The organism is Pseudomonas sp. BJa3 (assembly GCF_026343815.1).
Classification (GTDB): domain Bacteria; phylum Pseudomonadota; class Gammaproteobacteria; order Pseudomonadales; family Pseudomonadaceae; genus Aquipseudomonas; species Aquipseudomonas soli.
The window spans coordinates 176,914-190,805 of the sequence record NZ_JAOXMC010000009.1 but is presented as its reverse complement, the minus strand read 5'-3'; the positions used below and the strand labels follow the sequence as shown (position 1 = coordinate 190,805).

Annotated in this window: 16 protein-coding genes; 12 read left to right on the top strand and 4 right to left on the bottom strand. The window is 66.8% G+C overall.

Annotation, left to right across the window (positions count from 1 at the left end):
• The first annotated feature begins 50 nt into the window (after window positions 1-50).
• Window positions 51-647, top strand: a complete 597-nt coding sequence (locus OH705_RS13695) for a MarC family protein (RefSeq protein ID WP_023633040.1) — start codon at window positions 51-53, stop codon at window positions 645-647.
• 11 nt (window positions 648-658) lie between these two features.
• Here the strand turns inward: OH705_RS13695 and cobJ are convergent, their stop codons facing one another.
• From cobJ to cobG, 4 genes are read right to left on the bottom strand one after another with little or no spacing between them, the layout of a single operon-like run.
• Window positions 659-2,359, bottom strand: coding sequence for a precorrin-3B C(17)-methyltransferase (cobJ, locus tag OH705_RS13690; protein ID WP_267302365.1), 1,701 nt, complete (start codon window positions 2,357-2,359; stop codon window positions 659-661).
• Entirely contained in the window at window positions 2,347-3,078 is a 732-nt protein-coding gene (locus tag OH705_RS13685) for a precorrin-2 C(20)-methyltransferase (protein ID WP_267302364.1), read from the bottom strand. Before OH705_RS13685 ends, cobJ begins: the two co-directional genes overlap by 13 nt.
• Window positions 3,078-3,704 (bottom strand): precorrin-8X methylmutase, encoded by a 627-nt coding sequence (locus tag OH705_RS13680; protein ID WP_267302363.1) that lies wholly within the window; start codon window positions 3,702-3,704, stop codon window positions 3,078-3,080. The genes OH705_RS13685 and OH705_RS13680 overlap by 1 nt, the downstream gene beginning before the upstream one ends.
• A complete protein-coding gene (gene cobG / locus OH705_RS13675; protein ID WP_267302362.1) occupies window positions 3,697-5,022 on the bottom strand; it encodes a precorrin-3B synthase in 1,326 nt (441 codons plus the stop codon). Before cobG ends, OH705_RS13680 begins: the two co-directional genes overlap by 8 nt.
• A gap of 111 nt (window positions 5,023-5,133) precedes the next feature.
• Here cobG and cbiE point away from each other — a divergent pair, with 111 nt between their 5' ends.
• The 11 genes from cbiE to OH705_RS13620 all read left to right on the top strand — a co-directional run bounded on the left by cbiE (window position 5,134) and on the right by OH705_RS13620 (window position 13,886).
• Window positions 5,134-6,345: a precorrin-6y C5,15-methyltransferase (decarboxylating) subunit CbiE gene (gene cbiE, locus OH705_RS13670; protein WP_094012268.1), complete on the top strand. Its 1,212-nt coding sequence runs from the start codon at window positions 5,134-5,136 to the stop codon at window positions 6,343-6,345.
• Complete coding sequence (locus OH705_RS13665) at window positions 6,338-7,432, top strand: cobalt-precorrin-5B (C(1))-methyltransferase (protein ID WP_267302361.1); 1,095 nt, start codon at window positions 6,338-6,340, stop codon at window positions 7,430-7,432. The genes cbiE and OH705_RS13665 overlap by 8 nt, the downstream gene beginning before the upstream one ends.
• On the top strand, window positions 7,429-8,157 hold the full coding sequence (locus tag OH705_RS13660; protein ID WP_267302360.1) for a cobalt-precorrin-6A reductase: 729 nt from the start codon (window positions 7,429-7,431) through the stop codon (window positions 8,155-8,157). The genes OH705_RS13665 and OH705_RS13660 overlap by 4 nt, the downstream gene beginning before the upstream one ends.
• An 81-nt stretch (window positions 8,158-8,238) precedes the next feature.
• The gene (gene vapB, locus OH705_RS13655) at window positions 8,239-8,469 is read left to right on the top strand and encodes a type II toxin-antitoxin system VapB family antitoxin (protein ID WP_036986184.1); all 231 of its coding nucleotides are present in this window, start codon (window positions 8,239-8,241) and stop codon (window positions 8,467-8,469) included.
• Complete coding sequence (gene vapC / locus OH705_RS13650; RefSeq protein ID WP_028691288.1) at window positions 8,469-8,879, top strand: type II toxin-antitoxin system tRNA(fMet)-specific endonuclease VapC; 411 nt, start codon at window positions 8,469-8,471, stop codon at window positions 8,877-8,879. The genes vapB and vapC overlap by 1 nt, the downstream gene beginning before the upstream one ends.
• 72 nt (window positions 8,880-8,951) lie before the next feature.
• Window positions 8,952-9,389, top strand: a complete 438-nt coding sequence (locus OH705_RS13645; protein WP_088852331.1) for an NfeD family protein — start codon at window positions 8,952-8,954, stop codon at window positions 9,387-9,389.
• Window positions 9,390-9,415: 26 nt separating this feature from the next.
• A complete protein-coding gene (locus OH705_RS13640) occupies window positions 9,416-10,270 on the top strand; it encodes an SPFH domain-containing protein (protein ID WP_023631114.1) in 855 nt (284 codons plus the stop codon).
• 111 nt (window positions 10,271-10,381) lie between these two features.
• Window positions 10,382-10,771, top strand: coding sequence for a DUF2946 domain-containing protein (locus OH705_RS13635; RefSeq protein ID WP_267302359.1), 390 nt, complete (start codon window positions 10,382-10,384; stop codon window positions 10,769-10,771).
• A gap of 47 nt (window positions 10,772-10,818) precedes the next feature.
• On the top strand, window positions 10,819-11,304 hold the full coding sequence (locus tag OH705_RS13630; RefSeq protein ID WP_023631116.1) for a copper chaperone PCu(A)C: 486 nt from the start codon (window positions 10,819-10,821) through the stop codon (window positions 11,302-11,304).
• Window positions 11,305-11,324: 20 nt separating this feature from the next.
• The gene (locus tag OH705_RS13625) at window positions 11,325-11,750 is read left to right on the top strand and encodes a DUF2946 domain-containing protein (RefSeq protein WP_023631117.1); all 426 of its coding nucleotides are present in this window, start codon (window positions 11,325-11,327) and stop codon (window positions 11,748-11,750) included.
• Window positions 11,751-11,819: 69 nt separating this feature from the next.
• Complete coding sequence (locus OH705_RS13620; RefSeq protein ID WP_267302358.1) at window positions 11,820-13,886, top strand: TonB-dependent copper receptor; 2,067 nt, start codon at window positions 11,820-11,822, stop codon at window positions 13,884-13,886.
• Window positions 13,887-13,892 lie beyond the last annotated feature (6 nt).

Here is a 13,892-nt window from a genome sequence, read left to right as displayed (position 1 = left end):
AGGTTCCGTGCTATACAGGTGCCACCCATTCCCGTCGCGGACCCAGCGCCATGCTCCATGAGTTGTTCAGCGTCTACCTGAAAATGCTCGTGCTCTACAGCCCCTTCTTCGTGCTCTCATGTTTCATCGGCCTGACCCGCGGCCACTCCAGCAAGGAGCGCAAGCAACTGGCCTGGCGGGTAGCCATTGCCACGCTGGTCGCCAGCGTGCTGCTGTACCTGTTCGGGCGGGTGATCTTCGGGGTATTCGGCATCACCGCCGACGCCTTCCGCATCGGCGCAGGCTCGGTGCTGTTCATCTCCGCGCTGGGCATGGCCCAGGGCAAGTCGGCGGTGCAGACCGACAACGTGCAGCAGGACGTGACCATCGTGCCGCTGACCATTCCGCTCACCGTCGGCCCCGGCACCATCGGCGCGCTGCTGGTGATGGGCGTGGGCCAGCCACACTGGGACGACAAGCTGCTGGCCATCGTCAGCATCGCCCTGGCCAGCTTCACCGTGGGCCTGGTGCTGTACCTCTCGCACCGTATCGAACGGATCCTGGGCGACCAGGGTCTGCAGATCGTCAGCCGCCTGATGGGGCTGTTCGTCTGCGCCCTCGCGGCGCAGATCATCTTCACCGGGATCAAGGGCTACCTGCTGCCCTGACCCCGCTGCGTTCAGGGCTTGGCGGGGTACCAGCGTGGCGTGTACACCCACTGGCCGCCATCGGCACGGGGGAAGGTGCAGGTGGTCGAGGAGCCGACCAGCACCATGGTGCGCATGTCGACCATCTCCGGCAGCAGCTCGCCCAAGGTCACCACCCGCAGGGTCTGCCCTGGCCGGCCGATATCACGGCCCAGCACCACGGGGGTGCCTGCGTCGCGATGGCGGCGTACCAGCTCCAGCGCCACGCCCAGCTGATGCGGCCGGGACTTGGAGATCGGGTTGTAGAACGCCAGAACCAGATCCGCCTGGGCCGCCAGGTCGAGGCGTTTCTCGATGATCGACCAGGGCTTGAGGTTGTCCGACAGCGACATCACGCAGAAGTCGTGGCCCAGTGGCGCCCCTGCCTGGGCGGCGGTAGCCAGCGAGGCCGAGACACCGGGCAGGATCTCCAGCTCGACGCGCTGCCAGGCCGGGTCACTGGATTCGTGGAGCGCTTCGAGCACTGCGGCAGCCATGGCGAACACGCCCGGATCGCCCGACGACACCACCACCACCGAACGCCCTTGCGCCGCCAGCTCGAAGGCATGGCGGGCGCGCTGCATCTCTTCGCGGTTGTCGGTGCAATGCAGCACCTGATCGTTGCGGAAGGGGCCGGCCATGCGCACGTAGGTTTCGTAACCCAGCACATCCTGCGCACGCGCCAGCTCAGCCTTGACCGCCGGTACCATCAGCTCGGCGGCACCAGGGCCCAGGCCGATCACGGCCAGGCGGCCACGGCGCCGGCCAACGCGGTCGATGTCGACAGGTGCCGGGCAAACGGCGTGGGCGAGCCCGACGGCCGAACCTACCCGCGCTTGCGGCACTGCATCAGCCAGCATCCGCTCCAGGCTTTCGGCAGCCGGGGCGAAGCGCAGTGCGACATTCAGTGCCTGTGCAGCTTCGTGCAGCGCCGGCTCCGTCATCTCGGCTTCGCTCGCCAGCAGGCAGGCCAGCGCGGGCTCGGCGATGTTCGCCTGCAGCAGTTCCTCGCGTATTTGGTGCACCAGGTCGGCGCTACCGGCCGTGACCGCCACCACCACGCAACGCGCATGGATCAGCAGTTCGTCCCGGCTGGCCGGACGCAGTGCGCTGCCCACGTGGATAGTGCGTTGCGCCTCGTCACTGGCGGGCAACTGCGCGTGTTCGAGCCACGGCGCGTCGCCTTCGACACGCACCGTCTCGCCCGCCAGCAGGTCGGAGACGAAGCGCTTGCCCTGCTCCAGGTCCGCCAGTGCGTAACCCTCGGGCGGGTTGAGCAGGCAGGTGCCAAAGCGCAGCTCACCACTGGTGGTGATCGCCGCGCTCACACCCAGCGCCTCGCCGATCTCTCGGGCCATGACGTTGACCCCACCCAGGCCACCGAGCAGTGGCACCACGGCGCTGCCGTCCTCGGCCACCACCAGTACCGGTGGCTCGACACCTTTTTCGCTCAACAGCGGCGCCAGGGTGCGAATGACGATACCCGCCGCGCACAGGGCGATGATCGGTGTGTCCTGCTGGTACAGCGCCCGCAGGGTGTCGCCAAATGCTGCGTAGTAGCGGTCGGTCCCTTCAACGCGCCCTTCCAGGCCATGGATCAGCGCCTGTGGATAACAGGCCTGGATACGCCGCGCGGTGGCCAGGCTGCCCGGGCCGAGAATGACGATTGCCGGAGCCTTGTTCATCCCTGCCATTTCTCACCCGGCACGATGATCAGCGAGAAGTAAGGCGAGGACTGTGGGTCGACCTCGTCCAGCGCGACGATCTTCTGGTTGGCCATGGTCGCCCGCTCCACGTACAGCGCACGGCTATCCATGCCCAGTTCGGCGAGCACCTGGCGCACCTTGGGGAAGTTGCGTCCCAGTTTCATGATCACTGCGGCGTCGGCATCGGCCAGACGGCGCTTGAGCTCCTCATGGGGCAACACGCCAGAAAGCACGGTGAGGGTCTGGTTGCGATACACCAGCGGCGCTCCGAGCACCGAGGCGCCGCCGAGCATCGAGCACACGCCCGGGATCACCTGGGCCTCGTAGCGCGAGGCCAGGCGGTCGTGCAGATACATGTAGGAGCCATAGAAGAACGGGTCGCCCTCGCAGATCACCGCCACGTCACGGCCGGCATCCAGGTGTTCGGCCACCTGCAGGCTGGCTTCGTCGTAGAAGTCGCTGATCACCTGCTCATAGGACAGCGGCGCGGGCAGCGCTTCGGTGGTCACCGGGTACACCAGCGGCAACAGGGTCTGTTCGGCCTGCAGGTGCGCTTCGATGATGCCGAAGGCATTGCCGCGCTTGCCCTTGGCGACGAAGTACGCCACCACCGGAGCCTCGCGCAGCAGGCGCAAGGCCTTGACCGTGATCAGCTCAGGGTCGCCTGGGCCCACGCCCAGGCCCAGCAGTCGTCCGCGTGCCTGCATTATTCCACCTCCGTGGCCAGGGCGTTGACTGCCGCGGCGGCCATCGCGCTGCCGCCCAGGCGGCCCTGCATGATCACGAACGGCACGCCGCGGCTGTCGGCGGCGAGCAACGCCTTGGATTCGGCGGCGCCGACGAAGCCGACCGGGAAGCCGAGGATCAACGCCGGTTTCGGTGCACCGGCATCGAGCATTTCCAGCAGGTAGAACAGCGCGGTCGGCGCGTTGCCAATCACCACCACGCTGCCTTCCAGGTGCGGACGCCACAGCTCCAGGGCCACGGCGGAACGGGTGTTGCCTTCGGCCTTGGCCAGGTCCGGCACGCTCGGGTCGCGCAGGGTGCAGATCACCGGGTTGTTGGCCGGCAGACGGGCGCGGGTGATGCCTTCGGCGACCATGTGCGCGTCGCAGAGGATCGGCGCGCCCTTGGCCAGGGCCTCGCGACCGGCAGTGCCGGCGCCTTCGGAAAACTGCAGGCCATCGATGGCCTCGACCATGCCGCAGGCATGGATCACGCGCACAGCGAGCTTTTCAAGATCGGCGGGGATCCGCTCGAGCCGGGCTTCCTCGCGGATGATGCGGAAGGAATTGCGATAGATCTCCTGACCATCGCGGATGTAGTCAATCATCAAGGTGCTCCGTCGGCAGGTCGAGCATGGCGCCTGCTTCTTCTGGGGTGAGGTCGGCGCCGCGCAGCCTGCCGAAGCCCGGCTGGCGCGCATCGCGCAAGTAAAGGTCATACCGGCCCGGGGCGCGGGCCAGCAGGGTGGCCGGGGCCGTGTGGGCCATGGCGCAGGAACGTGGGCAGGCGGACAGGTGCACGCTGCCTGGGGCGCCGTGGTGCAGCAAGCCGGCCAGGGTCACGGCATCGGCCTTGGTGTCGGCCTGGCCCTTGGCGCAGCCGCTGGAGCCAGTGCAGGCGACGACCCGCGCCAGCGGGTGCTCGCTGTGGCACAGCAGGCCCAGGGCCGCAAGGTGTTCGCGGGCAGGCTGCACATGGGTCGGGTTCAGGTTGGTCAGTACCAGGCTCTGCCAAGGCGTCAGGCGCAAGCTGCCATCGCCCCATTGGCGGACGACATGGGCGGCGCCGCGCAGCATGGCCGGAGTCAGGCGACCAAGGGGTGGCGCGACGCCCAGGGCCACGCCCTGGCGCTGGGGCAGCACGCCAAGCCAGGCACTTGTCGTTGCCGGGCGCTGCCAAGCCAGCGATGAGGTGTCGATTTGCAGGGGCAGCCCTTCAAGGAAGTGCCCCACCGGGCACACCTGCAGCAATTGACGCATGCGCGACTGCTCGGGCGTCGCCAGGTCGAGGAAGCGCTCCAGCACTGCACGCACCAACGCCAGCCCCTGGTCCACCGGCACCGCGCCCAGCACCTGGCTATTCGACAGGCTGCTGGCGAGCCCGAACTGCAACCAGATGCGTCCTTCGCGCTGCATCGCGGACAGCCACAGATCATGGGCGTGCTCGAGCATCGCCAGCGCTTCGCCGCCATCGAGTTGCATGGCGAACTTGGCCGACAGCTTGTGGAACCTGGGTGTACTTTCCAGCAGGTCGAGAATCTGCGCGGTCAACAGTCGGGTGTCGAACACCATGGCCGGATCGAGACCGGCCAATGGGCTGACCATGAGGTTGCGCACATCATCACCGGCCGCGTCACGCGGGCCGAGCCCGGCAGCCAGCAGATGCTCGACCAGGCCCCGGTGATCATCACCGATGCCGCGAATCTGCAGATTGGCCCGGTTGGTCGCCTCGATCACGCCTCCGGCAAAACGCTCGGCGGCGTCGGCCACGGCATCGGCCTGGTCGGCCAGCAGCAGGCCACCGGGCAGCTTGATCCGGCAGATGCCGCCATCGCGCGCGGCGACGATGCGCCACAACCCCGGGCAGGCCGAGGGACGGGGCGAAACTTCGGGGGGCAGGGGCGGCGTCAAGGGGGCATCCGGCAATCGTGAAAGTGCGCTTCAGTGTAGAAGGCGCGGTATTATGCCTGCTTTGTCCGGCGGCATGAAAAACCGGTGGTCGAACGCCCCGCGATCAATGAACGGTACGAGGAACAGATGGCCCCCTGGCTGACAGTAATAGGCATCGGCGAAGACGGCTTCAGCGGCCTGGGCAAACAGGCCCGGCGCGCCCTGCTAGCAGCCACGCGCATCATCGGTGCCCCGCGCCAGCTGGCCCTGTTGCCCCGCTGCGTCACCGCCGAGCAACTGCACTGGCCCAGCCCCTTCTCCCTGGCCCCGGTCCTGGCCCTGCGCGGTGAGCCGGTATGCGTATTGGCCAGCGGCGATCCGATGTTCTACGGCGTCGGCGCCAGCCTGGCGCGCCAGCTGCCCGCCGAGGAACTGCAGGTGCTGTCGATGCCCTCCTCCTGCGCCCTGGCCGCCGCCCGCCTGGGTTGGCCGCTGCAGGACGTGCAGGTGGTCTCGGTGGTCGCCCGCCCGCTGGCGGCGCTCAATGCCCACCTGTACAGCGGCATGCGCCTGCTGGTGTTGAGCAACGACGAAAGCAGCCCGGCGGCCATTGCCGCGCAGTTGCGCGAACGTGGCTTCGGCCCCAGCCGTCTCCAGGTGTTCGAACACCTCGGCGGCCCACTGGAACGAACGCTGAGCGGCACCGCCGACGATTGGCCACATACCGACATCGCCCTGCTCAACCTGGTCGCCATCGAATGCCAGGCCTCACCTGATACCCCACGCCTGCCTCGCGTGGCCGGCCTGCCCGACAGCGCCTTCCGTCACGACGGCCAGCTGACCAAGCGCGACGTACGAGCGATTACCCTGGCCCGCCTGGCACCGCAGCCGGGCGAACTGCTGTGGGACGTAGGCGCCGGTTGCGGCTCCATCGGCATCGAATGGATGCGCGCCCATCCCAGCTGCCGCACCCTTGCGATCGAGGCAGACGAAGGCCGCCAGGGCTACATCGAACACAACCGCGACACCCTCGGGGTGCCCGGCCTGCAACTGATCCGCGGCAAGGCACCCGAGGCCTTGGCCGGGCTGGAGCGTCCGGACGCGATCTTCATCGGCGGCGGCGTCACCCGCGAAGGCGTGCTCGACCTGTGCTGGCAGCGCCTGCTGCCGGGCGGGCGCCTGGTTGCCAACGCCGTCACGCTGCAAAGCGAGGTCGCCCTGGCGCAGTTTCGCGACCAGCATGGCGGCGAGTTGACCCGTATCCATATCGCCCACACCCAGCCGCTGGGCAGTTTCGACACCTGGCGCCAGGCCCTGCCGATCACTTTGCTCGATGTGGTGAAACCCGTCGATGCGTGAAGAAACCCGCGAACAGCCCGCGCCCCTGCGCAGCGGCCTGACCACCGGCAGCTGCGCCACCGCCACCAGCCTGGCGGCGGCGCGCCTGCTGCTGACCGGCCAGCACAATGACGCGGTGCACATCACCCTGCCCAAGGGCAAGGTGGTAGAGATGCGCCTGGAGTTCTGCCATCTCAAAGGCGAAGCCGCCGAAGCCGGCACCCTGAAAGATGCCGGCGACGACCCCGATGTCACCCATGGCGCCTTGCTCTACAGCCAGGTGCGCCTGCTGGCCGAGCCCGGCATTCGCTTTGTCGCCGGGCAAGGCGTGGGGACCGTGACCCGCCCGGGGCTGGTGCTGGGCGTCGGCGAGCCGGCGATCAACCCGGTACCGCGCAGGATGATCGGCGACCACTTGCAACAGTTGGCCTGCGAATGTGGCTATGACGGCGGTTTTGAAGTCACGGTCAATGTCCAGGACGGCGAGTCGCTGGCCCTGAAGACCATGAACCCGCGCCTGGGCATCCTCGGCGGGCTGTCGATCCTCGGTACCAGCGGCATCGTCCGGCCGTTTTCCTGCTCGGCCTACATCGCCTCGATCCACCAGGGCATCGACGTCGCCCACACCAACGGCTACACGCACATCGCCGCCTGCACCGGCAACGCCAGCGAAGACACCATGCGCCGGGTCTACGACCTGCCGGAAATCGCCCTGATCGAGATGGGCGACTTCGTCGGCGCCGTGCTCAAGCACCTGCGCAAGGTGCCGGTGCCGCGCCTCACGCTGTGCGGCGGCTTCGGCAAGATCAGCAAGCTGGCGGCCGGGCACATGGACCTGCACAGCCGCCATTCGAGCATCGACCTGCCGCAGCTGGCGGGCTGGGCTGCCAACATTGGCGCCGACTCAGCGTTGCAAGCGGCGATCGTCGGCGCCAACACCAGCCAGCAGGCCCTTGCCCTGGCCCATGCCGCCGGTATCGCCTTGGGCGACGAAGTCTGCCGCCATGCGCTGAACTTCGCCCGCAGCGTGGTGCCGGCCCAGGTCCAGCTGGAGGTGTTCGCCATCGACCGCCAGGGCGGCATCGTCGGCAAGGCAGGTGTGCAATGAACGGGCGCATCCTGCTGCTGGGCGGCGTTACCGAGGCCCTGGCCATCGCCCGTACACTCGGGTCGCAGCATGTCTACAGCCTCGCCGGCATCGGCCGTATTCCCCAGGACCTGGCCTGCCAGGTGCGGGTCGGCGGCTATGGCGGCGCCGAAGGCCTGGCGGAGTACCTGCGCGCCGAAGGCATCGACCTGCTGATCGACGCCACCCATCCCTATGCCGCGCAGATCAGCCACAACGCCGCCCTCGCCGCAAGCAGCGCTGGCATTCGCTGCTGGGCCCTGCGCCGCCCGGCATGGCAGGCGCAGCCCGGTGATGACTGGCGCGAAGTCGAGGACTGGGCCGGGCTGATCGCGGCGCTGGCCCCATTCGAACGCCCCTTGTTCACCCTGGGTCGAGAGCCCCTGCAACACCTGGACGAAATCCCGCCACACCAGTTCTGGACCCTGCGCGCCCTCGAGGCGTGCCCCGGCAATGACCGCTGCGAAGTGATCGGTGCGCGCGGGCCATTCCTCATCGACGATGAACGTGCCCTGTTCGAACGTCGGCAGATCGACGTGCTGGTGAGCAAGAACAGCGGCAGCACGGCCACCGAGCCGAAACTGGAAGTGGCGCGGGAGCGCGGGATTCCAGTACTGGTGCTCGAGCGGCCGGTGCTGCCGGAAGTGGATCGGGCATTTCACGATGCAGGGTCGCTGCTAGAGGCACTCGGCCTGTTCAAGGCCTGATCATGCTACGTATATCCCATTGACATATCCACTCCTGGAATTAAACTCCGACATACATTTGCGCTTTCAAGGAGGCCCATCATGGAGCAAGGTGCAGTCTTCAAAAGCAACCGCAGCCAGGCTATCCGCATGCCAAAAGCCCTCGCCCTTCCAGAAGACGTCACCCGAGTGGACATCGTCGCGGTGGGCCGTTCCCGTATCATCTCGCCTGCCGGCGAAAGCTGGGACAGCTGGTTCGAGGGTGACGATGTGAGTTCGGACTTCATGGCGAGCAGGGAACAGCCAGCCGACCAGGAGCGCGAAGGATTCTGATGCTCAGGTACATGCTCGATACCAACATCTGCATTTTCACCATCAAGAACAAGCCACAAGTGGTGCGCGAGGCATTCAATCGGCACCACGGCCAGTTGGCCATCAGCACGGTAACCCTGATGGAGTTGATCTACGGTGCGGAAAAGTCCGCCGCGCCGGAGCGTAATCTGGCCATTGTCGAGGGGTTCGCCGCACGGCTCGATGTGCTTGACTACGACATTCAGGGCGCAGCTCACACCGCGCAGCTACGTGCGGAACTGGCCAAGGCCGGCACGCCCATCGGCCCCTACGACAGAATGATTGCCGGCCACGCCCGCGCGCGCGGCCTCACGCTGGTGACCAACAACCTGCGCGAGTTCCAGCGTGTTCCGGGGCTGCGTGTGGAAGATTGGGTGACACATCCACGCTGACGGTCGCGAGATGGCCCTGTGCCTTGATCCTGCCGTAAAATCACCTCTCCCCTTCTGGAAGGCTCCACCCATATGGAAATGCAATGGTGGATCTGGCTCGTCTTCGGCGTGGCCTTGATCCTGCTGGAACTGGTACTCCCCACCTTCTTCATCCTCTGGTTCGGCATCGGCGCCGTGCTGGTGTCGCTCGTCTCGCTGCTCGCGCCCAGCCTGCAACTCGATATGCAGGGCCTGCTGTGGGTGGTGTTCTCATCGATCACCACCGTGCTCTGGTTCAAGGTGTTCCGCCGCAAGAAGCCAGACGTGCGCTGGACCGCCGACAGCGTGATCGGCGAGGTCGGCCTGCTGACCGCCAACGTGTCGCAGTTCCAGAAAGGCCGGGTGCGCTTCCAGAAACCGATCCTCGGCAACGAGGAATGGACCTGCGTCGCCGACAGCGACATCCCCGCCGGCGAGCGCGTGCGCCTGGCCGCCATCGAAGGCAACACCGCCCGGGTTACCCGGGCCTGAATCCGCACTAAAAGGAAGTTCGCACCATGACCAGCCTCATCGTCGTCGCCACCCTCGCTGTATTCGTCCTCATCACCGTGTTCAAGGGCGTGCGCATCGTGCCCCAGGGCGAGGAATGGATCGTCGAGCGCCTGGGCCGCTACCACAGCACTCTCAAGCCGGGCCTGAACATCGTCATTCCGTACATGGACGTGGTCGCCTACCGCCTGCCGACCAAGGACATCATCCTCGATGTGCAACAGCAGGAAATCATCACCAAGGACAATGCGGTGATCGTCGCCAACGCCCTGTGCTTCGCCAAGGTGGTCGACCCACAGAAAGCCTCGTACGGCGTGCAGAACTTCTCGTTCGCCGTCACCAGCCTGACCATGACCTCGCTGCGCGCCATCGTCGGCGCCATGGACCTGGACGAGGCGCTGTCCAGCCGCGAGCAGATCAAGGCGCGCCTGCGCGAGGCGATGTCCGAGCAAACCGAAGACTGGGGCGTGACCGTGCGCTCGGTGGAGATCCAGGACATCAAGCCGTCGCCGAGCATGCAGACCGCCATGGAGCGTCAGGCCGCCGCCGAGCGTGAACGTAAAGCCGACGTGACCCGCGCCGAGGGCAACAAGCAGGCGGCGATTCTCGAGGCCGAAGCGCGCCTGCAGGCGGCCAAGCTGGATGCCGAGGCCCAGGTGAACCTGGCCGAGGCGTCGGCGCGGGCGATCACCCTGGTCAAGGAAGCCGTGGGTAGCGAGACCGTGCCGGCCATGTACCTGCTGGGTGAGCGTTACATTGGCGCAATGGAAAACCTGGCGGCCAGCGACAATTCGAAAGTCGTGGTGCTGCCGGCTGACCTGCAGGAAACCGTGCGCGGCCTGATGGGGCGCGGCAAGGCCTGATATCACCTGCGGCTGCTGTGCAGCCCCAGGTGCGGCACTTCACCGCACCCCGGCTTTTTTACCTATACTCCGCCGTACAATAGCCATCACGATTCCTGACCGGATCTCTCCATGCCCCCACGTCGGCACATTGCCTGGATAGCCTGCCTTGCAGTGCTGTTCAACCTGCTGGCCATGCCGCTGTCTTCTGCCGCGCCCAAAGGCCCGGCCGAGCAGCTGCTGTGGGGGGCTTTCTGCTCCAGCATGGCCAACAAGGCCAAGGTCGATGTCCAGGCCCTGGCCAAGATCGACCTGGGGCAGCAAAGCGACGAAAGCGCCAGCATGATGAACTGCTGGTGCTGCCTGGGCGCGGCGCCACTGCTGGCCTTGCCCAGCTACCCGCCACAGTTGCACAACCAGCCGCTTCTGATCGCCGGGCACCTGCCGCACCTCGCCGACTACCAACCCACGCCGCGCCAGCTCTGGCCCGCGCTCAATCCTCGTGCCTCTCCGCTGGTCTGATTTCACTACGCTGTCCTTCAGAAACTGAACAGACCGGAGACTCACCCATGCTCAAGCAAGCCCTCGTCCTGGCCGCCCTGCTGCTGCCCGGCGCCTACGCCAACGCCCACGAGTACAGCGTCGGCGACCTGCACATCGCCCACCCCTGGTCGCTGGAGCTGCCGCCGAACGCGCCTAACGTCGCGGCCTACTTTGTCGTGCACAACAACGGCAAGGCCGATGACCGCCTGCTCTCGGTGCAAAGCCCCATCACCGACGACGCCCAGTTGCACGAGCATGTGATGAGCGCCGCCGGCGCCATGAAGATGCAGCATGTACCTAGCGTATTGGTCCCGGCCGGCAAGGATGTGGTGTTCGCCCCCAGCGCCTACCACGTGATGATCATGCAGCCCAAGGACCGCAGCCTGCTCACCGATGGCAAACGCTTCCCGCTGACCCTGCACTTCGAGAAAGCCGGTGACGTCACGGTCGACGTCGCGGTGCAGAAGCAGCCGCCGGCCGAACAAGCCGCAGCGCACGAACACACGCACTGACCGACTGACAGGCGCTCGCCATGAGCCTGCCGCGCTACAGCTCCGCCCGCAGCACCCGCCCTGATCGCAGGCGCGTCGGTGGCGGCTGGCTGAGCCTGTTCGCCATGTGGATGATCTTCATCGGCCCGCTGGTTTCCCAGTCGATGCCAATGGAGCACCACGCCGGCATGCCCATGGACATGTCGATGAGCATGCCCATGGCCCACGCTCACGACGAGCACCATGGCCACGGCAACGATGGCCAGCTGCATGTCATGTGGGAGAAGTGCGGCTACTGCAGCCTGCTGTTCAACTGCCCCGCCCTGCCCCAGACCCTCAGCCCGCTGACTGCGGGCAGCCAACTCCCCCCTGTCCACCTCGCCAATGCCACGCGCCAGGGCCATGCCCGGCAGGCTGTATTCCCCGGCGCCCGCAGCCGCGCGCCGCCCGGTTCGATCGTCGCCTGAACACAACCCGATAAACGCCCGAAGCCAGGAGGCTTCGCGCTGACTCATGACTGATCGACTGGAATCATTATGTCCGGCTGCCCCCCTGTTTTTGCCCTTTCCCTGCGCGGCACCATCGCCGTGCTCTGCGGCTCGCTGCTCGCGCCACTGGCCCTTGCCGCCGAAACCGGCCACGAAGGCCACATCCACGACGCGGCCGAACTGAGCCCGACGGTGATCACCGCCATCGCCCCGAGCTCGCCGCTGACCGTGGTCACCAACCCCAAGGACCCGCGCCAGCCCGTGCCGGCCAGCGACGGCGGTGACTACCTCAAGACCATCCCCGGGTTCTCGGTGATCCGCGCTGGCGGCACCAATGGCGACCCGGTGCTGCGCGGCATGTTCGGTTCGCGCCTGAACATCCTCACCAACGGCGGCATGATGCTCGGCGCCTGCCCGGGCCGCATGGACGCGCCAACCTCGTACATCTCGCCGGAAACCTACGACCGCCTCACCGTGATCAAGGGCCCGCAGAGCGTGATCTGGGGGCCGGGCGGCTCGGCTGGCACCATTCTCTTCGAGCGTGAGCCGGAGAAGTTCGGCGAGTTGGGTAGCCGGGTCAACGGCAGCGTATTGGCTGGCTCCAACGGCCGCTTCGACAAGGTCCTCGACGCCGCGGCCGGCAACCAGCTCGGCTACGTGCGCTTCATCGGTAACCAGTCGCACTCGGACGACTTCGAGGACGGCAACGGCGATACCGTGCCGTCGCGCTGGGACAAGTGGAACGGCGACGTCAGCCTCGGCTGGACCCCGGACGCCGACACCTTGCTGGAACTGACCGCTGGCAAGGGCGACGGCGAGGCTCGCTCCGCCGGACGCGGCATGGACGGTTCGCAGTTCAAGCGCGAGAGCCTGGGGCTGCGCTTCGAGAAGTCCAACCTGGGCGAGGTGCTCGACAAGGTCGAGGCGCAGGTCTACTACAACTACGCTGACCACGTGATGGACAACTACACCCTGCGCACTCCGTCGGGCACCGGCATGATGGGCATGCCCATGGTCAGCAACGTCGACCGCCGTACCATGGGCGCACGGATCAAGGCCACCTGGCGCTGGGCCGACGTGCAACTGATCAGCGGCATCGACGCGCAGACCAACGAACACCGCCAGCGCGGCGGCATGGGCGTCAACGCGCACAAGGGCCAGCCCTGGACCAAGGACGCCGACTTCCACAACTACGGCGCCTTCGGCGAGCTCACCTGGTATGCGACCGGTGAGGATCGCCTGGTCACCGGCGCCCGCCTGGACCGTGCCTCGGCCCGCGATTTCCGCAAGGGCAGCGCCACCGAAGGCGACACCCGCGCCGACACCCTGCCCAGCGGCTTCGTGCGCTACGAGCACGACCTGGCGGCGATTCCGGCCACCACCTACATCGGCCTCGGCCACACCCAGCGCTTCCCCGACTACTGGGAGCTGTTCTCGCCCAAGCGCGCCCCGGCCGGCTCGGTCAACGCCTTCGACGGCATCAAGCCGGAGAAGACCACCCAGCTCGACTTCGGCATCCAGTACCGCGACGAGCGCCTGGAGGCCTGGGCCTCGGGTTATGTCGGGCAGGTCCGCGACTACATCCTGTTCGACTACCAGCGCAACATGATGGGCTCGCTCACCTCCCAGGCGCAGAACGTCGACGCCCGCATCATGGGCGGCGAACTGGGCGCGGCCTACAAACTGACCGAGAACTGGAAGGCCGACGCCACCCTGGCCTACGCCTGGGGCAAGAACAGCAGCGACGGCAAGGCCCTGCCACAGATGCCACCGCTGGAAAGCCGCCTGGGGCTGACCTACAGCCGCGACACCTGGAGCGTCGGTGCCCTGTGGCGCCTGGTCGCCGAGCAGAACCGCATTGCCAAAAACCAGGGCAACGTGGTCGGCAAGGATTACGACGCAAGCTCAGGCTTCGGCGTGTTCTCGCTCAACGGCGCCTACAAGGTCAACAACAACCTCAAGCTCAGCGCGGGCGTCGACAACCTGTTCGACAAGGCCTACGCCGAGCACCTGAACCTGGCCGGGAACGCCGGGTTCGGCTACCCGGCCAGCGCCACGGACCCGGTGAACGAGCCAGGCAGGACCTTCTGGACCAAGGTCGACTTCAGCTTCTGACAACAA